Annotated in this window: 19 protein-coding genes; 16 read left to right on the forward strand and 3 right to left on the reverse strand. The window is 67.8% G+C overall.

Annotated elements, in window-relative coordinates; translation table 11 throughout:
- Positions 1-94 precede the first annotated feature (94 nt).
- The 6 genes from EZH22_RS19135 (at position 95) to EZH22_RS19160 (ending at position 9,004) form a co-directional block, all read left to right on the forward strand.
- The gene (locus tag EZH22_RS19135) at positions 95-1,564 is read left to right on the forward strand and encodes a porin (protein WP_203192074.1); all 1,470 of its coding nucleotides are present in this window, start codon (positions 95-97) and stop codon (positions 1,562-1,564) included.
- Positions 1,565-1,828: 264 nt separating this feature from the next.
- Positions 1,829-3,238: a carbohydrate porin gene (locus EZH22_RS19140; protein WP_203192075.1), complete on the forward strand. Its 1,410-nt coding sequence runs from the start codon at positions 1,829-1,831 to the stop codon at positions 3,236-3,238.
- 516 nt (positions 3,239-3,754) lie between these two features.
- A complete protein-coding gene (locus EZH22_RS19145) occupies positions 3,755-5,977 on the forward strand; it encodes an OmpA family protein (protein ID WP_203192076.1) in 2,223 nt (740 codons plus the stop codon).
- A gap of 100 nt (positions 5,978-6,077) precedes the next feature.
- Positions 6,078-6,743 carry a hypothetical protein gene (locus EZH22_RS32935; protein WP_408647616.1) on the forward strand — a complete coding sequence of 222 codons (666 nt, stop codon included), beginning with the start codon at positions 6,078-6,080 and terminating at the stop codon, positions 6,741-6,743.
- A gap of 232 nt (positions 6,744-6,975) precedes the next feature.
- On the forward strand, positions 6,976-7,749 hold the full coding sequence (locus tag EZH22_RS19155; RefSeq protein WP_231711554.1) for an aspartate/glutamate racemase family protein: 774 nt from the start codon (positions 6,976-6,978) through the stop codon (positions 7,747-7,749).
- A gap of 19 nt (positions 7,750-7,768) precedes the next feature.
- Positions 7,769-9,004, forward strand: coding sequence for a lytic murein transglycosylase (locus EZH22_RS19160; RefSeq protein WP_203192078.1), 1,236 nt, complete (start codon positions 7,769-7,771; stop codon positions 9,002-9,004).
- A gap of 188 nt (positions 9,005-9,192) precedes the next feature.
- Here EZH22_RS19160 and EZH22_RS19165 read toward each other — a convergent pair whose 3' ends face one another.
- Positions 9,193-9,903, reverse strand: coding sequence for a type 1 glutamine amidotransferase (locus EZH22_RS19165; RefSeq protein ID WP_231711044.1), 711 nt, complete (start codon positions 9,901-9,903; stop codon positions 9,193-9,195).
- A gap of 431 nt (positions 9,904-10,334) precedes the next feature.
- On the opposite strand from EZH22_RS19165, the gene rpsD reads away from it, so the two are divergent.
- A complete protein-coding gene (gene rpsD / locus EZH22_RS19170; RefSeq protein WP_203192080.1) occupies positions 10,335-10,952 on the forward strand; it encodes a 30S ribosomal protein S4 in 618 nt (205 codons plus the stop codon).
- Between the two features lie 139 nt (positions 10,953-11,091).
- Here rpsD and EZH22_RS19175 read toward each other — a convergent pair whose 3' ends face one another.
- The gene (locus tag EZH22_RS19175) at positions 11,092-11,412 is read right to left on the reverse strand and encodes a DUF1476 domain-containing protein (RefSeq protein ID WP_203192081.1); all 321 of its coding nucleotides are present in this window, start codon (positions 11,410-11,412) and stop codon (positions 11,092-11,094) included.
- A gap of 312 nt (positions 11,413-11,724) precedes the next feature.
- On the opposite strand from EZH22_RS19175, the gene purC reads away from it, so the two are divergent.
- The 9 genes from purC (at position 11,725) to EZH22_RS19220 (ending at position 18,219) form a co-directional block, all read left to right on the forward strand.
- On the forward strand, positions 11,725-12,519 hold the full coding sequence (gene purC / locus EZH22_RS19180; RefSeq protein ID WP_203192082.1) for a phosphoribosylaminoimidazolesuccinocarboxamide synthase: 795 nt from the start codon (positions 11,725-11,727) through the stop codon (positions 12,517-12,519).
- Between the two features lie 194 nt (positions 12,520-12,713).
- Complete coding sequence (purS, locus tag EZH22_RS19185; protein ID WP_203192083.1) at positions 12,714-12,956, forward strand: phosphoribosylformylglycinamidine synthase subunit PurS; 243 nt, start codon at positions 12,714-12,716, stop codon at positions 12,954-12,956.
- A 116-nt stretch (positions 12,957-13,072) separates the two neighbouring features.
- Positions 13,073-13,771: a phosphoribosylformylglycinamidine synthase subunit PurQ gene (purQ, locus tag EZH22_RS19190; protein WP_203192084.1), complete on the forward strand. Its 699-nt coding sequence runs from the start codon at positions 13,073-13,075 to the stop codon at positions 13,769-13,771.
- A 1-nt stretch (position 13,772) separates the two neighbouring features.
- Positions 13,773-14,231, forward strand: a complete 459-nt coding sequence (locus EZH22_RS19195; protein WP_203192085.1) for a hypothetical protein — start codon at positions 13,773-13,775, stop codon at positions 14,229-14,231.
- Positions 14,232-14,348: 117 nt separating this feature from the next.
- Positions 14,349-16,565, forward strand: a complete 2,217-nt coding sequence (gene purL, locus EZH22_RS19200) for a phosphoribosylformylglycinamidine synthase subunit PurL (RefSeq protein ID WP_203192086.1) — start codon at positions 14,349-14,351, stop codon at positions 16,563-16,565.
- 34 nt (positions 16,566-16,599) lie between these two features.
- Entirely contained in the window at positions 16,600-16,839 is a 240-nt protein-coding gene (locus EZH22_RS19205; RefSeq protein WP_203192087.1) for a BolA family protein, read from the forward strand.
- A gap of 85 nt (positions 16,840-16,924) precedes the next feature.
- Positions 16,925-17,404, forward strand: coding sequence for a RidA family protein (locus tag EZH22_RS19210; protein WP_231711045.1), 480 nt, complete (start codon positions 16,925-16,927; stop codon positions 17,402-17,404).
- Between the two features lie 145 nt (positions 17,405-17,549).
- Positions 17,550-17,888: a Grx4 family monothiol glutaredoxin gene (gene grxD, locus EZH22_RS19215; RefSeq protein ID WP_203192088.1), complete on the forward strand. Its 339-nt coding sequence runs from the start codon at positions 17,550-17,552 to the stop codon at positions 17,886-17,888.
- A 25-nt stretch (positions 17,889-17,913) separates the two neighbouring features.
- On the forward strand, positions 17,914-18,219 hold the full coding sequence (locus EZH22_RS19220; RefSeq protein ID WP_203192089.1) for a hypothetical protein: 306 nt from the start codon (positions 17,914-17,916) through the stop codon (positions 18,217-18,219).
- Between the two features lie 327 nt (positions 18,220-18,546).
- On the opposite strand, the gene purB is transcribed toward EZH22_RS19220, so the two are convergent.
- Positions 18,547-19,854, reverse strand: coding sequence for an adenylosuccinate lyase (gene purB / locus EZH22_RS19225; protein WP_203192090.1), 1,308 nt, complete (start codon positions 19,852-19,854; stop codon positions 18,547-18,549).
- Positions 19,855-19,866 lie beyond the last annotated feature (12 nt).

Genomic DNA, 19,866 nt, shown 5'->3' on the forward strand with positions numbered 1-19,866 from the left:
AGGCGCTGGGAATCGGGGCAGAACTCTCTCGGGGTGCAAGCCGCACCGGCGAAGCGGAACTCGCTCCCTCGGAACCAAACTTGGAGGTCACACGATGAAGATGGTGAAGAGCCTTCTCCTCGGCAGCGCGGCGGGTCTCGTCGCTGTAGCCGGAGCTCAGGCCGCCGACCTGCCCGTCAAGGCAAAGGCTGTCGAATACGTCAAGGTGTGCTCGGCTTACGGCGCGGGCTACTTCTACATCCCGGGCACCGACACCTGCATCAAGATCGGCGGCTACGCCCGTTTCGATACCTACATCAATTCGGTCGGCACCTTTAACCCGGCGATCGCCTCGCCGGCCGGCACGATCTTCAACGGCGCCGGCGCCGCCGGTGCGCTCGCCTATCCCTTCTCGGACGGCGACGACAACGACTACCTGACCCGCGTCCGCGGCACGATCGACTTCGACGCCCGTACCCAGACCGACTACGGCACCCTGCGTTCCTACGTGCGCTTCGGCGCCGAGTGGAACTCCCAGAGCGGCGCCGGCGTGGGCCCGAACAACGGCCTGTACTTCGAGCGCGCCTTCATCCAGTTCTCCGGCTTCACGTTCGGCTACACCCAGTCGTTCTTCGACACCGGCCTGAACTACATGCTGACGACGCCGTACGCCGGCTCCAACATGTGGACCACCCTGGCGGCCTACACCGCCCAGTTCGGCAACGGCTTCTCCGCCACCCTCTCGCTGGAAGATACGGCCAACCGTACCACCGGCGTGCAGATGAGCGGCTCCACCGCCCAGCCGGTGTTCGGCGTCAGCACGGTTGCGACCGGTCTGTCCTACACCAACTTCCAGGGCGGCCAGCAGGCGCCTGACATCGTGGCCAACCTGCGCCTCGACCAGGCCTGGGGTTCCGCGCAGCTGTCCGGTGCCCTGCACCAGGTGGTCGCGACGCTTCCGTGGTATGCCGGCTTCGTCCCGGGCATCGAGACCAGCTCGCAGTGGGGCTGGGCCATCGGCGGCACCGTGGAGTTCAAGCTGCCCTTCCTCGCGGCGGGTGACAGCCTGTTCATCCAGGCCGGCTACGAGCAGGGTGCGGCCTCCTATATCGGCCTCTCCGGCACCGCCCAGGGCCGCTCCGTGGGCGTCGGCTCCATCGACCTGACCCAGGTCGGCGGCTCGCTGATCGCGAACGGCGCGTTCTACACCGTGGCCGATGCGGTGGCGACCAACGTCTTCGGCGACACCAGCCTGACCAAGGGCTGGTCGCTGCAGGGCCAGTTCCGCCACTACTGGACGCCCGGCCTGCGCTCGGCGCTCTATGCCGGCTACCTCTCCTACGAAGTGCCGGACAACATCGTCGCCGCCTTCGACTTCAACATGTGGCAGGTGGGTGTGAACACCATCTGGTCGCCGGTGAAGAACCTCGATATCGGCGCGGAAGTGCTGTACTCGAAGGTCGACGGCTCGGTGCCGCTGGGCCAGTACACGGCCATCAGCAACACCGGCACTGCGATCGGCTCGCTCATGGGCGGCTCCACCGACATCTGGTCGGGCGGCGTCCGCGTGCAGCGGAACTTCTGATCGCTGCTTCACGGCATCGGTTGAAAAAAGAGGCCCCGGCGGTATTCCGCCGGGGCTTTTTTGTATATTCGTGAGGAAACTCGTCCCGGCTAAATATTGAATTAGAATAATTCTTTAGTTTTCTTCGGGAATTCATTTCAAGGCCCGGGTTTGCCAATATGCGTTGGGGTGTTCACGAAGGGATTCGAGATGATCAACGCCGCGGGGCGCCAGGATGCCGAGCGCGAATTGCAAGTTGACACAGCAGGTTGCGGGACCCGGGGCGTGAAATCGTTTCTGGCCGCCGGCATGACCGCGGTGATCCTTCTGGGCAGCGCGGGGGCAATGGCGGCAGACGTCTCCACCAAGGCGCCGGCGGCTGCCGAAGCGCCGGCGGAGGAGGAGGCTGAGCCGTCCATCGCGCCCCACCTGGGTTGGCTCGGTGACTGGGGCGGCTATCGCACGAAGCTGGCGGATGCGGGCATCAAGGTCGGCGTCAACTACATCGGCGAGCTGTGGAGAAATGCCGACGGCGGGCTCGGCACCGGCACCGCCTATAATGGGCGCTTCCAGTTCTCCCTGGATGCGGACCTGGACAAGCTGTTCAGCTGGAAAGGCGCCACCTTCCACGCCAGCGTGCTGCAGATCCAGGGATCGGGCTTTTCCGGCGAGTTCCTGGGCAACATCATGGGCGTGAGCAATGTGGACGCACTGTCGTCGACCCGCCTGTTCGAGCTCTACATCGAGCAGGCTTTCGCCGACGGGAAGTCGAGCCTGCGGTTCGGGCAGCTGTCCGCCGATTCCGAGTTCGCCGCCAGCGAGAACGGCGCCCTGTTCCTGAACTCCACCTTCGGGTGGCCGGCCCTCTTCGCCGCCGACCTGCCGAGCGGCGGCCCCGCTTACCCCCTCGCCACGCCCGGCGTGCGGCTGAAGTGGGTGCCGAACGACGATTTCACCTACATGCTCGGTGTCTTCAACGGCAATCCGGCGCCCTGCTGCGGCGATCCGCAGGAGGAGAACAAGTACGGCCTCAACTTCCTGGTCGATCAGGGCGTGTTCGTGATCGGCGAGGTGGCCTACAGCTACAACAAGGGCGACACTGCCGCCTGGCTGCCGGGCACCATCAAGCTCGGCGCGTGGTACAATTCCAACTCGTTCGACGACCAGCGCTACGACATCTTCGGCATCCCGCTGGCGAGCCCGGCTTCCATCGGCTTGCCGAACCAGATCCGCGGCGACTATTCCTTCTATGCCATCATCGATCAGATGATCTATCGCATGCCCGGCACGAAGGATAAGGGCATCAGCGTCTTCGGCCGGCTTTCAGCCGCGCCGAGCGCCCAGAACCAGATCGGCTTCTATGCGGATGGGGGCGTCAACTTCAAGGGCATGGTGCCCGGCCGCGAGGATGATTCCTTCGGCGTCGCTTTCGGCACCGCCCGCGTCACTGCCGCGGCGCGCGACTTCGACCGGGATACGGGCCTCTATTCCGGCGCCTACTATCCGATTCGCAGCAGCGAGACGGTGCTGGAAGTCACCTATTCGGCGCAGATCATGCCCGGATGGACCATCCAACCCGATTTCCAGTACATCTGGAACCCCGGCGGCGGCGTTCTCAATCCCAACGATCCGTTCGGCCTGACCACCATCAAGAACGCGTCGGTGTTCGGGGTGCGCACGACCATCAACTATTGAGTGCGAAGCCCGCTCCGGGTCCCGTGGTCCGCGGCGCCTGCGCCGCGGACGCGCCGTCGGCGGCGGCAAGGCCGGGCAAGATCCCGCATCCCCATGGGACCGAGAGGAACAGGTCGCCGTCCGGCATCGCCGGACGCGCGGAGGCCGCGCATGCCAACCGCCGACGAGCTTGACGCATCGGCCGTTGGTCCAAGCCGGCGCGGCGCCTGAGCGCGGCCCGCTCCGTATCGCTCGAAGACCGAGGCCGTTGGCAGGAGATCCTCCTCCGCGGTGGGCGGCCGATCCGATCCAGATGCGCGAGGCTTCCGAACCCGCGCCGAAATGTGCTCAACTCCCCGCCATCCACTTGGCATCGGCCGGGTGGAGGCCGAACGCGGCCGGCCCGCCGGACCCGTTGCGGCGTCGTTGCCGGGGCGGCAGCCCGTCTCGGTCTCGCAGGAGTGGAGAGGATCTACCGGCGCGCCGAGCCGCGCCGGCGGGATCCTGGGGAGAGGGATCCCGGGGAGCGCGCGACCCATGACGTCTGCCGGCCCGCAGGGGGCCTCGAACGATCGCGCCGCCGGGGCGGAGCGGACCAACGGCGCCGGGCCGGGCGCATCTCCATGGAGGAGGTGGAGGGTCCTTGTCGCGGGCCTCGTGGTCTGGTGCGCCCTCGCCGTGGTCATGCTCTCGATCGCGCGCGAGCCGGTGGAGGCGGAACTCGACGCGGCCGCCGCCGACATCCTCGCCCGCACGGGTGAGTCCTGGGCGTCCGCCCGGTTCGAGGGCCGCGACGCCACGCTCGAGGGCGAGGCGCTGGCGGAGGAGGCGCGCATCAAGGTCCGCGCCTCGCTCGAGGGCCTGTTCGGCGTGCGGGTGGTGCAGGACCGCACCACGCTCCTGCCCGAGCGCCGTCCCTTCACCTTCAGCGCGATCAAGGACGGGCGCGCCATCGCCCTCGACGGCTATGTGCCCTCCGTCGATTCGCTCCGGCGCATCGGGGCCATCGCCCGCTCCGGCGGCGATGTGGTGACCGGGCTGGACCGGCTGGTGCGGGCCAGGGGCGCCCCGCCGGGGGATTTCGCGGCGCTGGTCGCCTTCGGTCTGACCCAGCTCAAGAAGCTGCCTTCCGGTCGCATCACCCTGTCGGACGGGGCCATCGCCATCGAGGGGCGGGCCCTGGACCTCGCCAGCTACGACGCCCTCGCCGAGATCATGCACGGCCCGCTGCCGGACGGGATGACCCTCGCGCGTTTCGCCGTCCGCCCGCCGGTGGCTTCCCCGTTCTACTGGTCGGCCGTCCGCGACGGCGGCATGCTGCGCCTCAGTGGCTTCGTGCCCTCCGCGCCGGCGCGGGCGGAGGTGGCGGCGGCCTTGTCCTCCGTCATCACCGGCATCGGGATCAAGGACGACACCCGCCTCGCGGACGGCGCGCCGAGCACGGAACTCTGGCTGAAGGCGGTGCGCTTCGCCGGCCTGCTCCTCGCCCAGCTGCCCGGAGGCCGCGTCACCTTGTCGGACAGCTCCATCGCGGTGGAGGGTGCGGCACCGGGGTTTTCCGCCTTCGACCGGATCTCGGCCCTTCGCAAGGCGCCGCCCGAGGGCTTCCAGATCACGCGCTTTGCGGTGGAGCCCCCGCGCGCCGTCCCCTTTACCTGGCGGCTCGACCGCACCGCCGAGGCCGTGCGCCTCACCGGCTTTGCTCCCTCCGACGAGGCGCGGCGGCTGCTCGTGGATGCGGCGCGGACCACGTTTTCAGGCGCGCAAGTTACCGACGAGATGCGGCTGGCCTCCGGAGGTCCCGCTCCGGAGCTCTGGGTGAGCGCGGCGGGCTTCGCCGTGACCCAGCTCGCAAAGCTGCGCGCCGGGGCGGCCGAGATTTCGGGGACACAGGTGACCCTTTCCGGCGAAGCGCTCGATTCGGCCGCGTACCTGTCCATCCAGCAGGCGGTGAAGGCACCGCCGCAGGGCGTCGTTGCGACGGCAGCCGCGGTGAAGCCGCCCACCATCTCGCCTTATGTGTTTTCCGTCCGGCGGGAGGGGAGCGAGCTGACGGTGTCGGGCTTCTACCCCGACATGGCGGCCCACGACGCCCTCAAGGCCGTGCTTGAGCGTGACTTCCTGCGGGAGAAGGTGAACGATGTCTCCGCCGTGGGCGCGGGCGCCCCGGAAGGGTTTGTCGGCGCGGCGCTCGCCGGGCTGGGCCAGCTGTCGCGGATGGGAGCGGGCGAACTCAGCCTCGTGGACGCACAGCTCCGCCTTTCGGGCGCGATCCTCGTCCCCGGGGCGGCGATCGACGTGGAGAACGAGCTGAGGCGGTCGGTGCGCCCCCCCTTCGTGATAGAAACGGCGCTTGAGGCCACCCCCGCCGGCCCCTCCGTGGATGCGGGCACCTGCGGCAAGCTGGTGGGTGAGCTCCTGGGGCGGGGCACCATTCGCTTCGCCATCGGCAGCGCGGAGATCGACCGGCGCAGCCGCGGCCTCATCGACCGGCTGGTCTTCACGCTGAAGCGCTGTCCCTCGGCGGTGGTGCGCATTTCCGGCCACACGGACGGGATGGGCGACGGCGAGTTCAACCAGCGCCTGTCGGAAGCGCGGGCCGCCGCCGTCCTCGCCTATCTGGTGAATGCGGGCATTCCCGCCGATCGTCTCTCCTCTGCCGGTTTCGGTGCCGGGCAGCCGGTGGCGCCCAACGATACGGAAGCCGGGAAGGCGCTGAACCGCCGGATCGAATTCGAGGTGAAGGAGCACGCGCCGTGATTTATCTCGCCCTTGCTCTGTGGCCCTATCTCCTCGGTGCCCTCATCATTGGCCTTCTCACCGGCCTGGCCATGGGCCGCTCAGACAACGGGAGGCGCGCATGACCGCCTTCAATACCGAGGCGCTTCTGCTTCTGGCGTTCGCCTTTCTGGCCGGGCTCGCGCTCGGCCTCTTCCTCGGCCGCCGCCTGCGAGCCGGGGCGGGGGACGATGTGCCGGACCGGGCGCGCCCGCCGTCCGAGCCGCCGCAGCGGCTGGTGAACGGCGATTTCGGCGCTCCCGCCGTGCCCCGGTCCACGTCTTTTGCGCCGGCGCAATCGGCCCTTCCGGCGCGGGCGGGGGGCAAGGCGGAGGACGCTGCGGCCCGGCCGGAACCGGAGCCCGACCTCTTCACCCGGCTGCTCGCATCGGCGCCTCCGTTGCCGCCGGAGGAGGAGGACCCGCATGAGCCGCCACCCCCTCGGGAGCGGGGCGCGAGCGAATCGCATCCGGGCGTGCGGCCGCCGACGCTGGATGCGCCCGAAGGCGGGACGGCGGACGACCTGAAGCTGCTCAAGGGCATCGGCCCGCAGAACGAGCGTCGCCTCCACGCGCTGGGCATCTTCCACTTTCGTCAGATCGCCGCCTGGACGCCGGAGGAAGTGATGTGGGTGGGCAGCTACCTGGCCTTCCCGGGGCGCATCGAGCGGGAGGACTGGATCGGCCAGGCCCGGGGCTTCGCCGATGGGACGCCCCCGCCGGAAGGGCCTGCCCGCCGCAAGAGGTGATGCGGCGCTTCCAAGCGGGCAGGGCGACGGTCCACGCCCTGGACGTCGCTTTGCTCATGCTTCCTTTACGGTGCGCGCGTCACAATCTCGCCCGCGCTGTTGAGGATAAGCCATGGCGTCCGTAGCTGCCGCTGCCGAGAATCCCGTGTCGCTCCCATTTGCCCAGCTTCCCAGTGAGGTTCCCGCGGCGCGCCCTGAGGGCGCGCCCACCATTCTCGTCTTCGATTCCGGGATGGGCGGGCTCTCAGTCTTCCGCGAGATCGCCCGTGCGCGCGCCGACGCGCGCTTCGTCTATGCCGCGGACGACGCCGCATTTCCCTATGGTGCCCTTGCCGACGACGTACTGGTGGCCCGCGTCGGCCATGTGGTGGGGCAGCTGATCGGCGAAGTGTCGCCCGATCTGGTGGTCATCGCCTGCAACACCATATCCACCCTCGCCCTGCCCATGCTGCGCGCCCGCCACGCCGTGCCGTTCGTGGGTACCGTGCCGGCGGTGAAGCCGGCCTGCCTCGCCTCCCGCACCAAGCGCGTCAGCGTCCTCGCGACTCCCGGCACGGTGCGGCGCGACTATACGGCGGAGCTCATCCGCGCGTTCGCCGCCGGCTGCGACGTGGCCCTCGTGCCCAGTGACCGGCTCGCCGGTCTCGCCGAGGCGGCCGTGGCCGGTGACGAGGTGGACGATGCCGACATCGCCGCCGAGATCGCGCCCTGTTTCGTTTCCTCCGGCGGCCGGCGCACCGATACGGTGGTGCTCGCCTGCACCCATTATCCGCTCCTCCTCGACCGTTTCACGCGCCTCGCGCCCTGGCCGGTGACCTGGATCGATCCCGCGCCCGCCATCGCGCGGCGGGTGACGCAGCTTATCGGTCCGTCCATCGGCCCGGCCGACGGCACGCCGGTGCGGGTGGTCTCGACCCTGCGGCCGCTTGAGGCCGAGCGGGTCTCGTCCATCGTCGGCCGTGCGGTCGCGGCGCCGGAAGTGCTGGCGCCCGCGGAAATTTCATGATGTCAGACAAGGGGATGGAATGACCCGCGGGATCGACCGACGTGCCTTCACCCTGAGCCTGATGGGCGCGGCCACCCTGGCCACGCCGGCCCTCGCGCAGCAGGCGGCGAAGCCCTTTCCGCGGTGGGTCGAGACCTTTCGGGCGAGGGCGCGCGCCCGTGGGGTTTCGGACGCCACCTATAATCGCGTGTTCTCGGGACTGAAGCCGGACACCAGCGTCTATGCCCAGGACCGCAACCAGGCGGAGTTCAAGGAGCAGACCTGGCAATACATCAACCGCCGCGTGTCCGACTGGCGCATCGCCACGGGCAAGGAGCGGGCGCGCCAATATGCCGGGCTGCTGGAGCGCATCGAGAAGGCCTTCGGTGTCGATCGGCGGGTGATGCTCGGCTATTGGGGGATGGAGAGCGCCTTCGGCGACGTGCTGAACAATCCCGCCCACATGAAGCCCATCTTCCCCTCGCTCGCCGCTCTGGCCTGGGGCGATGCGCGCCGCCGCTCCTATTGGGAGGCGGAACTGCTCAACGCGCTGGTCATCGTCGAGCGCGGCTGGGGTACGCCGCAGGAGATGACCGGCTCCTGGGCCGGGGCCATGGGCCACACCCAGTGGATGCCCGAGGTCTGGCTCAACATGGGCGTGGACTTCGACGGCGACGGGCGCATCTCGCCCTTCGGCAAGCCGGACGATGCCTTGGCCGGCACCGCCAATTACATCGTCAAGCGCGGCAAGTACCGGCGGGATGAGCCGTGGGGCTTCGAGGTGAAGATGCCCGCGGGCTTCAACACCGACCTTGCCGACAACAAGACGTGGCGTCCGCTGGCGCAATGGGGCCAGCAGGGCATCGTGACGGTGGAGGGGCAGTCCATCTCCGGCTACGACGAGCCGGCCCGGCTGTGGCTTCCCGGCGGCCCCGGCGGCCCGGCGTTGCTGCTGCTGCATAATTTCTATGCGGTGCGCAGCTACAATCCCTCGTCCAACTACGCCCTCGCCGTGCTGCACCTCGGGGACCGGGTCATGGGGGACGGGCCATTCGCGACGCCCTGGCCCGGTGGCGAGCGGGCGCTCACCCTGGCGGAAGTTCAGGAGGTGCAGCAGCGCCTCACCGCTGCGGGCTTCAATACCGGCGGCACCGACGGGCGCGTGGGCGCCGATACCATGCGCGCGGTGAAGGCGTTCCAGGAGAAGGCCGGCATCAGCCCGGCCGACGGCTACGCCTCCATCGCCGTGCTCAACACGCTGCGGCAGAGGCGGTGAGGGGACCTCAGCCGATCCAGGCCTTGACGATATGTTCGTCGGCGCCGAGCTCGATGTTCAGCCGGCTGGTCCGCCGGTCCAGGGCGAGAGCGTCGCCGGTGTGGTAGACGTGCAGGGTCTTGCCCGTCCTCCGGCGCGGCCACGTACCGCCACGCCAGAAGGGCGCCGTCGCGCACAGCCTCCGGACCTCACCCCCAGGTCGCTCTGAAATTGCGGTAGAGCTTGGCCGCAGCGTCCCGGAACACCGGCATCTTCTCGCGCGTGGCGGCTTCCAGCACCGCCTGGCCGCCGTCCCCGACGATGGCCTCCAGCGCGCAGCGATATTCGGTGATGGCGCCCCATTCGGGCACAGTCGTCTCGGTCAGCTCCACATGGTACTGGATGCCGAAGGCGCGCGGGCCCACCTGCAGCGCCTGGATGGGGCAATGGGCATTCTCGGCGAGGATGACGCCACCGGGCGGCAGCGTCCGCACCGCCGCCCCATGCCATTGCAGGGTGGGGAAGGTGGGGGCAAACCCCTGGAACAGGGGCGAGCTTTGCCCCGCTTTGGTGAGGGTCACATCGGTCACGCCCACTTCCGGCGCGGACATCAGCCCCACCTTGCCGCCCAGTGCCTCGGCGAGAAGCTGGTGGCCGAGGCAGACGCCGAGAAAGGGTCGCCCCGCCGAGACCCAGTCCCGGATGGCCGCCTTCTCGGGCACCAGCCAGGGATGCTCCTCCTCCTGCCACACATCCATGGGGCCACCGAACACCATGAGGGCGTCATAGCCGTCGAGGGGCGGAATCGCCTCGCCCTCGTCGAGCTCGACGGGATCCCACACCACGCCATCCGCCCGCATGAGATCGCGGAGGCTGCCGGGGTGTTCTGCGGCGACATGCTGGAAGACGAGGACGCGCAAGGAAGTCTCCGGGGCAGGGTAGGTGGACGCGCGGGAGGACAAGGCGCCGGCATACTGGCGCACCGTCGGCCGGACCGGCAAGGGCCATGGCATTGCAGGCCGGTGGTGGGATGGCGGGTGGGCGAGCGGTTCGCACGCGCGGCCGAGGTGCTGGCGGGAATCGCCCTGTGCGGCCTCGGGCTGACGATCCGCGTCACGCGCCTGGCCGCGTGAGGTGGCGCCATTGGGCCGCGCACATTGACACTGCACGGTTTCGCGACTAAGAAGCCGGCCACCTAGCGGGCCGTCAGCGGCCCGTTCGGCGTTTCACGCACCCGTGGCATCGATCGGCAGCGCGCCGGGCGAGCCTGTCGGCGGAATGGGCCTTGCGCCCGGTTCGCAGAGGAGGGGCGCGATCCCAACCAACCTTAAGACCTAAGGATCCGCGTTACATGAGCAAGCGCATTGCGGCCAAGCACAAGATCGATCGCCGTATGGGCGAGAACATCTGGGGCCGCCCCAAGAGCCCGGTGAACCGCCGCGAGTACGGCCCCGGCCAGCACGGCCAGCGCCGCAAGGGCAAGCTGTCCGATTTCGGCGTGCAGCTGCGCGCCAAGCAGAAGCTGAAGGGCTATTACGGCTCCATCGGCGAGAAGCAGTTCCACAAGGTGTACGTCGAGGCCTCGCGCCTGAAGGGCGACACCGGCGCCAACCTGATCGGCCTGCTGGAGCGCCGCCTGGATGCGGTGGTCTACCGCGCCAAGTTCGTGCCCACCATCTTCGCCGCCCGCCAGTTCGTCTCTCACGGACACGTGAAGGTGAACGGCAAGCGCGTGAACATCGCTTCCTACCTGGTGAAGGTCGGCGACGTGGTCGAGGTGAAGGAAGCTTCGCGCCAGATGCTTCTGGTGCTCGAAGCCCAGCAGCTCGCCGAGCGCGACGTGCCCGATTACATCGAGCTCGACGCCAACAAGCTCGCCGCCCGCTTCGCCCGCGTGCCGGAGCTCAACGAGGTGCCCTATCCGGTCCAGATGGAGCCGAACCTCGTGGTCGAGTATTATTCGCGCTGACGGCAACGCCGGACGCAACGCAACCAAACGCGATGCCACCAAACGAAAAGGCCGCCCCATGGGGCGGCCTTTTTGCTGATCTGGAGGCTGGTCTGAAGCAAGCGGGTGGCCAGGCGGCCCCGCTTGGCCCGGCGGGGCGTCAGCCCGCTTTGACCTCGGCGGCGGCAGCGGCCATGAACTCGTCCATGTTCCGCCGGATCTGGTGGTCGGACACGTCCACGCCCTTGGCATCGAAATCGCCGCGCAGCTTGCGGAACACGTCCTCGTCGCCGGCTTCATGCAGGTCGGCGACCACCACTTCCTTGGCATAGGCCTGGGCGTCCTCGCCCGAGAGACCAAGCTTCTCCGCCGCCCAGAGGCCGAGCTTCTTGTTGCGGCGGGCGACGGCCTTGAAGCGGGTCTCCTCGTCGAGCGCGAAGCGCTTCTCGAACCCTTCCTCGCGCTTGTCGAACGTGGTCATGGCACCCCTCTTCCTGGCGAATGGGCGGCGGCGCGCCGCCCGGGATCGGTTTGCACGGCCCTGTGGCCGCACGCGCGCCTTGAATATCCTTCGCCTCACCTTAGATCAACGGTGGCGAGGCGCCGCTTCCTGTCGCGTCCCGCAGGTCCGGTCGGTGACGGCCGGGCGAGGGTGGCGTATTTGCCGCGGGCATGCACTTACGTTGTATTGCGCCGCCCGATCGGCTAGGGTCCGCACGGGCTTGGTATGAGCTGGCGACAGCCGTTCCGGTCCCGCCGAGGAGCGTCACACGAACGGAGCCTTGGCAAACCCATGGATTTCCTCAATCAGCGGTATATTCCCATGAGCCGCCGCCGCCGAATCTACGAAGGCAAGGCGAAAGTCCTCTATGAAGGACCTGAGCCCGGCACACTCATTCAGCACTTCAAGGACGATGCCACGGCCTTCAACGCGAAGAAGCACGAAGTCATCGACGGCAAGGGTGTGCTGAACAACCGGATCTCGGAGTATATCTTCTCCCGGTTGAACGACATCGGGGTGCCGACCCACTTCATCCGCCGGTTGAACATGCGCGAGCAGCTCATCCGCGAGGTGGAGATCATCCCGCTGGAAATCGTGGTGCGCAACGTCGCCGCCGGCTCCATCTCGACCCGTCTCGGGATCGAGGAAGGCACCCAGCTGCCGCGCTCCATCATCGAATTCTATTACAAGAACGATGCGCTCAATGACCCGCTGGTGTCGGAAGAGCACATCACCGCGTTCGGCTGGGCCAACACCCAGGAAATCGACGACATCATCGCCCTGGCGATCCGCGTCAACGACTTCCTGTCCGGCCTGTTCCTCGGCGCCGGCATCCGTCTTGTGGACTTCAAGATGGAATGCGGCCGCCTGTGGGAGAACGACATGATGCGGATCGTGGTGGCCGACGAGATCAGCCCCGATTCGTGCCGGCTCTGGGACATCAAGTCCAACGACAAGATGGACAAGGACCGTTTCCGCCGCGACATGGGCGGGCTGGTCGAGGCCTACAGCGAAGTGGCCCGCCGGCTTGGGATTCTCATGGAGAACGATCCGACCCAGGGCAAGGGCCCGGTTCTGGTCAAGTGAGGCTGTGAGCGAGGCCGGTGGAGTAGGGCATTGAGCCCTGTGGCCGAAAGATGCTAGGCGGGGGCCGGATCGGCCCCCGTTTTGCGTTGCAACGGATTGCTCCGCTTGCCGGCCCGGTCCACTCCCGCCCCGCCCGCATCCGCGTGGCGACGGGACAGGCAGAGAGCAGAAGGTGTCATGAAGGCAAAGCTGTCATGAAGGCCCGTGTGATCGTCACCCTGAAATCCGCGGTGCTCGACCCGCAGGGCAAGGCCATCGAGGGCGCGCTGCGCTCCCTCGGCGTCTCCGGCGTGCAGAGCGTGCGCCAGGGCAAGGTCTTCGACGTGGAGCTTGCCGGCAACGACCGCGCCGCCGCCGAGGGCGCCCTCAAGGATGCCTGCGACAAGCTCCTCGCCAACACCGTCATCGAGACCTACAAGGTCGAGTTCGCGGAGTAGTGATGCGACCGCGCGGAGTGATGTGACATGGGCGATATGCTAAAATGGCCGATACGGCTCAGCAGCGTCGCTCTCCCGAATGCCGGCTCGACCCTGCCTGCGCCCATTGAGAGATCATGAAACCAGCCGTCATCCTCTTCCCAGGCTCCAACCGTGAGCAGGACGCGGTGCGCGCGCTCCGCCTTGTCGCCGGCGCCAAGCCGCAGGTGGTCTGGCACGCCGAGCACGAACTGCCGAACGGCACCGACCTTGTGGTCCTGCCCGGCGGCTTCTCGTATGGCGACTATCTCAGGTGCGGCGCCATCGCGGCGCGCGCCAACATCATGGATGCCGTCCGTGCCCATGCCGCAAAGGGCGGCCTGGTGCTGGGCATCTGCAACGGCTTCCAGATCCTGTGCGAGGCGGGGCTGCTGCCCGGCGTGCTGGTGCGCAACGCGCGCCTGCGCTTCGTCTGCCGCGAGGTGCGCCTGAGAGTGGAGCGGGCCGACACGCCCTTCACCAAGGCCTATCGCAAGGGGGATCTCATCCGCGTCCCCGTCGCCCACGGCGAAGGCAACTACACCGCCGACGAGGCGACCATCGCCCGGCTGGAGACCGAGGGCCGCGTCGCCTTCCGCTATGCCCGCCGCGACGGGCAGATCGACGAGACGGATGGACCCAACGGGGCCATCAACGGCATCGCCGGGATCTATTCCGAGAAGTTCAACGTGCTCGGCATGATGCCGCACCCTGAAAACTACATCGAGCCGGAGATCGGCCCCACCGACGGCCGTGGCCTGTTCGAGAGCCTCGCCGGCGCCCTGAAGGCGGCGTAAAATGGCTTTGGACGCATGGCGGAATCTCGTCCGGAATAGCGGTCTTGCGGTTCCTGTTGCCGCATTGGGCGCCTGCGCGACGGTGCCGGCGGCGAACGCCCCGGAAGGTGCAGCTGCCGCGCCAAAGAAGACAGTGATCGCCATGGAATATGGACGGACCGCCGAGTCGGTGTCGCAGGAGGTCCGCCGGGCGGTGGCCGGGTGCTGGACGCGGGCGGGAGGGGTGCTCGGCGACTATGCTGTCAGCAAGAGTTCATCGAACTCGAGCCAGCACGTCATTGACAGCTGGGACATCGCCGAGAAGGCGTCCGGTCAGACGGAATCACAACTAGAAATTATCCGCATTCCTGACCGCCCCAGTGGCTACATCATCCGTCTAGTGGAGTTTGATCAGGATCCGGGGCTGACAAGTAAATTGCGGGCGGAGACCGCAAAGCTTGGGCGCGGGTCGCTGTGCTAGGGGCGGTGGGCGGAGCGACAGCGTCACGAGCGAACGCGGCGATCATCCGCCGGTAATGGAAGCAGACTGTGGTGCTGGCCGCAGCGCCTCAGGACAAGGACATCGGGCGACCCCGTTATGAACCTCATTCCCAATACGCCCCGCATCACTCCGGAGCTGGTGGCCGAGCACGGCCTGAAGCCGGAGGAGTATGAGCACTTCGTCAAGCTGATCGGCCGCGAGCCGTCGATCACGGAGCTCGGCATCGTCTCCGCCATGTGGAACGAGCATTGCTCCTACAAGTCGTCCAAGGTCTGGCTGCGCACCCTGCCCACCACAGGCAAGCGCGTGATCCAGGGCCCCGGCGAGAATGCCGGCGTGGTCGACATTGGCGACGGCCTCGCCGTCGTGTTCAAGATGGAGAGCCACAACCACCCCTCCTTCATCGAACCCTACCAGGGTGCGGGGACGGGCGTGGGCGGCATCCTGCGCGACGTGTTCACCATGGGCGCGCGGCCCGTCGCGGCGCTCAACTTCCTGCGCTTCGGCGATTGCCACAACGTGAAGACCCGTCGCCTGCTGGCCGGCGTGGTGGCCGGCATCGGCGGCTATGGCAACTCCTTCGGCGTGCCCACGGTGGGTGGCTCGGTGGGCTTCCACAAGCGCTACAATGGCAACATCCTGGTCAACGCCATGGCGGTGGGTATCGCCAGGACGGACGAGATCTTCTACGCGGCGGCCACCGGCGTCGGCCGCGCCATCGTCTATCTGGGCTCCAAGACCGGCCGCGACGGCATCCACGGCGCCACCATGGCCTCGGCGGAGTTCGGCGCGGATGCCGAGGAGAAGCGTCCCACCGTGCAGGTGGGCGACCCCTTCGCCGAGAAGCTGCTTCTTGAGGCCTGCCTGGAGATCATGAAGGCAGGCTGCGTGGTGGCGATCCAGGACATGGGCGCCGCCGGCCTCACCTGCTCCGCCGTGGAGATGGGCGCCAAGGGCGACCTCGGCGTGGAGCTGAACCTCGACGCCGTGCCCTGCCGCGAAACCGGCATGACCGCCTATGAGATGATGCTGTCGGAGAGCCAGGAGCGGATGCTCATGGTGATCGCCGATGGCAAGGAAGACGAGGCCGAGGCCATCTTCCGCAAGTGGGGCCTGGACTTCGCCATCATCGGCCATACCACCGACACGCTGCGTTTCGTGGTGAAGCACAAGGGTTTCGTGGAGGCGGACCTGCCTATCAAGGAACTGGGCGACGAGGCGCCGGAATATCGCCGCCCCTATGAGGAGCCCGCGCCGCGCCCGGTGATCGATCCGGCCGAGGTGCGCACCGGTGCCTCGGTGGCCGATGCGCTGGAACGGCTCATCGCCTCGCCTGACCTGTGCTCCAAGCGCTGGGTGTGGGAGCAGTACGACCATCTCATTCTCGGCAACACCGTGCAGCGCCCGGGCGGCGACGCGGCGGTGGTGCGCATCGAGGACGGGCCGAAGGCCCTTGCCCTCACCACCGATGTCACGCCGCGCTATTGCGAGGCGGGGCCGTTCGAGGGTGGCAAGCAGGCGGTGGCGGAGGCCTGGCGCAACCTCACCGCCGTTGGCGCGACCCCCATCGCGGTCACCGACAACCTGAATTTCGGCAATCCCGAGAAGCCGGAGATCATGGGCCAGTTCGTGGCCTGCGTGAAAGGCATCGGCGCCGCCTGCGAGGCGCTCGACTTCCCCGTCGTGTCGGGCAATGTCAGCCTCTACAACGAGACCAACGGCAAGGGGATCCTGCCCACGCCGGCCATCGGCGGCGTCGGCCTGATCGAGGATCTCGACCAGACCATGACGCTTGCCTTCAAGGCGGCGGGGGAGCCCGTCCTCCTCGTCGGCAAGACTCAGGGCTGGCTCGGCGCCTCGGCCTTCCTCGCCACCGTCTGCGAGCGGGAGGAGGGGGCGCCGCCTCCGGTCGACCTCATCGCCGAGAAGCGCAACGGTGACTTCGTGCGCGGCCTTATCCGCGACGGCATCGCCACCGCGGTGCACGACGTGTCGGATGGCGGCCTGCTGGTGGCCATCGCCGAGATGGCCATGGCCGGGCATGTGGGCGCCTCCCTGGAAGCCCCGCCCGCCGGCCTTGATCCCTACGCCTGGTGGTTCGGCGAGGACCAGGCGCGCTACGTGGTCACGGTTCCCTCCGGCCAGAGCGCCGAGGTGATTCACAAGGCCGAGATGGCGGGCGTCCCCATGGCGAAGATCGGCAAGACCGGCGGGGATCGCTTGATCCTGCCGGACGACCGCTCGATAGTCGTGGAAACGCTGCGCGACCGGCACGAGACGTGGTTGCCCATCTATATGGGGGCGTCGTCCTGATCCGGGACGCCCGATTTGCAAGGATCCCGTGACCATGCCCATGAACGCCCGCGACATCGAGCAGCTCATCAAGGAGGCGCTGCCCGACGCGACGGTGGTGATCGAGGATCTCGCCGGCGACGGCGATCACTACGCCGCGCGCATCGTCTCCGAAGCGTTTCGCGGCAAGAGCCGGGTCCAGCAGCACCAGATGGTCTATGCCGCCCTCAGGGGGAACATGGGCGGGGTGCTGCATGCCTTGGCGCTGCAGACGTCGGCGCCTACCGCCGATTGATTCTCCGCATCGGGTGCAGCGTCTGGCTATTTGCGGGTGGCGGTAATTGCGTGTGACTGTGGGTGTCTTCCCGAAGGAGAGCCCCATGTCCATGCCCCGCACCTGGTATCGCGCCTGCGCCGCCGGTCTGCTTCTCGTCCTTGCCGGCGCTCCGGCCGTCGCGGACTCCCCCAACGGGGTGAAGACCCTCGCGCCCGAAGGTGCAATCAAGCCGACCGGCACCTGGAACCTCGGCACGCGCGCGGGTGACTTCGTGTTCGTCGCCGGCATGCGCGGGATCGATCCGGCGACCAACGCCCTCGTCCAGGGCGACGAGGCGCGGGTGCGCCAGGCGTTCCGGAACATGGAGCTGATCGCAAAGTCCGAAGGCGCCAGCCTGCAGGATTCGGTGCGCCTCGTGGTCTACGTGACCGACATGTTTCGCTTTCGCCCGATCGTGAACAAGGTGCAGGAGGAATTGTGGGGCAAGGGTCCGTATCCGCCGCGCACCATCATCGAGGTCGATCGCCTGAACCAGGACGACATCGTCGAGGTGGAGGGCACCTTCTACGCGCCGCGCAAATGAGCCTCCGGGTGGGCCAGGCGCGGCCCGCCCGGGCTGCTCCGCCCCGGGGGCAGTGACCCCGTGACCCTTGCGCTTTGCGCCGCGAAGGCCGATCTTTGACCCATAGGGCCCTCCTTTGCCGGCCCGCCAGCTTGGAATTTGACCTATGAGCATTCGCGAAGACATCGACGCCATCGTGAAGTCGGGTGACGTGGTCCTGTTCATGAAGGGCACGCCCCAATTCCCGCAGTGCGGCTTTTCCGGCCAGGTGGTGCAGATCCTCGATCACGTCGGCGTGCCCTTCAAGGGCGTGAACGTGCTCGAGAACGACGGCATCCGCCAGGGCATCAAGGACTATGCCAACTGGCCGACCATTCCCCAGCTCTACATCAAGGGCGAGTTCGTGGGCGGCTGTGACATCGTCCGTGAGATGTTCCAGTCGGGCGAACTGCTGCCGATGCTCGAGGAAAAGGGTGTCGCCCTGCGCGACCGCGCCGTCGGCTGAACCGCGCTGAGAGACGGATGAAAGCGTGAGCGTGTCCGAAGCCCAGCCTCCGGCGCCGCTTGCGCTGAAACTCGCGATCGCGCTCGGCCTTGTCATCAATGCCGGCCTCGCCGCGCTCCTCATTGGCATCTCCGGGTTCGTCTTCGGCGGCCCGGAGGGTGCGCGGGGAGAAGCGTCAGCCGTTCTGGGATGGGGATCGACCCTCGCCATCTGCCTGCTGTCGCCGGCCCTGGGGCTGTGGATGTGGCGTCGCAACCGGCGCGATCTGGCGCTGGCCATGATGTGGCTGCCGCCGCTGGCGTTCCTGGTGGGCGTGGTCGCGGTCTTCTGAGGCTCAGGCGCCTGCTCGTCTCCCGGCGTGGCCGTCCCGTTGCTGCGCGCCACATGCGCGACTGCCCACCCTATCAGGTGTTCCACCCCATCAGGTGTTCCACCCCATCAGGTGTTTCTTTCAGGATCGGGATGGCCGGCATCGTGCATGAACACGGCTGTCCGGGTGCAAGTGGGCGGGTTCAAGTGCCTGGGTGCAAGTGCCCGGGTGCGAGCGCGCAAGGCGCGGCGCGGATAGACCAGCGCACATAGAAAAATGATCGGGCGCGGGCCCGACCAGAACAATCATGCGAATGAAGCGGCCCCCGATGGGGGCTGCTCGCCCCGCTCAGGCCCGGCCGAACACCCGGGTGAAGATCGTATCCACGTTCTTCAGGTGATAGCCGAGATCAAACTTCTCGTTGATGTCGTCTTCCGAGAGGTACTTGCGCACGTCCGGATCGGCCAGGAGGAAGGTGCGGAAGTCGCCTTCGCCGCGCCAGACGCGCATGGCGTTGCGCTGCACGAGGCGATAGCTGTCCTCGCGGCTCGCACCCTTCTGGGTGAGGGCGAGCAGGACGCGCTGGGAGTGGATGAGGCCTCCCAGCTTGTCCATGTTCTTCTGCATGTTGTCCGTGTGGACCACCAGCTTGTCCATCACGCCGGTGAGGCGGGACAGGGCGAAGTCCAGCGTCACGGTGGAATCCGGGCCGATCATGCGCTCCACCGAGGAGTGGGAGATGTCCCGCTCGTGCCACAGGGCCACGTTCTCCAGCGCTGGTGTCACATAGGCGCGCACCATGCGGGCAAGGCCCGTGAGGTTCTCGGTGAGCACCGGGTTGCGCTTGTGCGGCATGGCCGAGGAGCCCTTCTGCTCGGGCGAGAAATATTCCTCCGCCTCCAGCACTTCGGTGCGCTGCAGGTGACGCACCTCGGTGGCGAGCCGTTCCACCGACGAGGCGACAACGCCCAGCACCGCGAAGAACATGGCGTGCCGGTCGCGCGGGATCACCTGGGTGGAGACCGTCTCCACCTGAAGCCCCATCTTTTCCGCCACATGGGCTTCCACACGCGGATCCACGTGGGCATAGGTGCCCACCGCGCCGGAAATGGCGCAGGTGGCGACCTCGGCGCGGGCGGCCACCAGCCGGGCGCGGGAACGCTGGAACTCGGCCGCGGCGATGGCCAGCTTGATGCCGAAGGTGGTGGGCTCGGCGTGGATGCCGTGGGAGCGGCCCACCGTGGGCGTGAGCTTGAACTCGAACGCCCGGCGCTCCAGCACGGCGAGCAGCTTGTCCACGTCGGCGATGAGCAGATCGGCGGCGCGCGCGAGCTGCACGGCGAGGCAGGTGTCGAGCACGTCGGACGAGGTCATCCCCTGGTGCACGAAGCGCGCCTCGGGGCCCACGAACTCGGACAGGTGGGTGAGGAAGGCGATGACGTCGTGCTTCACGTCCCGCTCGATCTCGTCGATGCGGTCCACGTTGAACTCGGCCTTGCCGCCCAGTTCCCAGATCTTGGCCGCGGCCTCCTTCGGCACGATGCCAAGCGCCGCCATGGCATCGGCGGCATGGGCCTCGATCTCGAACCAGATGCGGAAGCGGGTTTCGGGCGACCAGATGGCGGCCATTTCGGGCCGGCTGTAACGGGGGATCATTGCGGTGCTCGT

It is taken from the genome of Xanthobacter dioxanivorans, from assembly GCF_016807805.1.
Lineage (GTDB): Bacteria > Pseudomonadota > Alphaproteobacteria > Rhizobiales > Xanthobacteraceae > Xanthobacter > Xanthobacter dioxanivorans.

Excerpts from the sequence above, each read along its gene's own strand:
- EZH22_RS19135 (WP_203192074.1), top strand. The coding sequence starts at position 95 with ATGAAGATGGTGAAGAGCCTTCTCCTCGGCAGCGCGGCGGGTCTCGTC.
- EZH22_RS19145 (WP_203192076.1), top strand. The coding sequence starts at position 3,755 with ATGACGTCTGCCGGCCCGCAGGGGGCCTCGAACGATCGCGCCGCCGGG.
- EZH22_RS32935 (WP_408647616.1), top strand. The coding sequence starts at position 6,078 with ATGACCGCCTTCAATACCGAGGCGCTTCTGCTTCTGGCGTTCGCCTTT.
- EZH22_RS19155 (WP_231711554.1), top strand. The coding sequence starts at position 6,976 with ATGGGCGGGCTCTCAGTCTTCCGCGAGATCGCCCGTGCGCGCGCCGAC.
- EZH22_RS19160 (WP_203192078.1), top strand. The coding sequence starts at position 7,769 with ATGACCCGCGGGATCGACCGACGTGCCTTCACCCTGAGCCTGATGGGC.
- rpsD (WP_203192080.1), top strand. The coding sequence starts at position 10,335 with ATGAGCAAGCGCATTGCGGCCAAGCACAAGATCGATCGCCGTATGGGC.
- EZH22_RS19175 (WP_203192081.1), bottom strand. The coding sequence starts at position 11,412 with ATGACCACGTTCGACAAGCGCGAGGAAGGGTTCGAGAAGCGCTTCGCG.
- purC (WP_203192082.1), top strand. The coding sequence starts at position 11,725 with ATGGATTTCCTCAATCAGCGGTATATTCCCATGAGCCGCCGCCGCCGA.
- purS (WP_203192083.1), top strand. The coding sequence starts at position 12,714 with ATGAAGGCCCGTGTGATCGTCACCCTGAAATCCGCGGTGCTCGACCCG.
- purQ (WP_203192084.1), top strand. The coding sequence starts at position 13,073 with ATGAAACCAGCCGTCATCCTCTTCCCAGGCTCCAACCGTGAGCAGGAC.
- EZH22_RS19195 (WP_203192085.1), top strand. The coding sequence starts at position 13,773 with ATGGCTTTGGACGCATGGCGGAATCTCGTCCGGAATAGCGGTCTTGCG.
- purL (WP_203192086.1), top strand. The coding sequence starts at position 14,349 with ATGAACCTCATTCCCAATACGCCCCGCATCACTCCGGAGCTGGTGGCC.
- EZH22_RS19205 (WP_203192087.1), top strand. The coding sequence starts at position 16,600 with ATGCCCATGAACGCCCGCGACATCGAGCAGCTCATCAAGGAGGCGCTG.
- EZH22_RS19210 (WP_231711045.1), top strand. The coding sequence starts at position 16,925 with ATGTCCATGCCCCGCACCTGGTATCGCGCCTGCGCCGCCGGTCTGCTT.
- grxD (WP_203192088.1), top strand. The coding sequence starts at position 17,550 with ATGAGCATTCGCGAAGACATCGACGCCATCGTGAAGTCGGGTGACGTG.
- purB (WP_203192090.1), bottom strand. The coding sequence starts at position 19,854 with ATGATCCCCCGTTACAGCCGGCCCGAAATGGCCGCCATCTGGTCGCCC.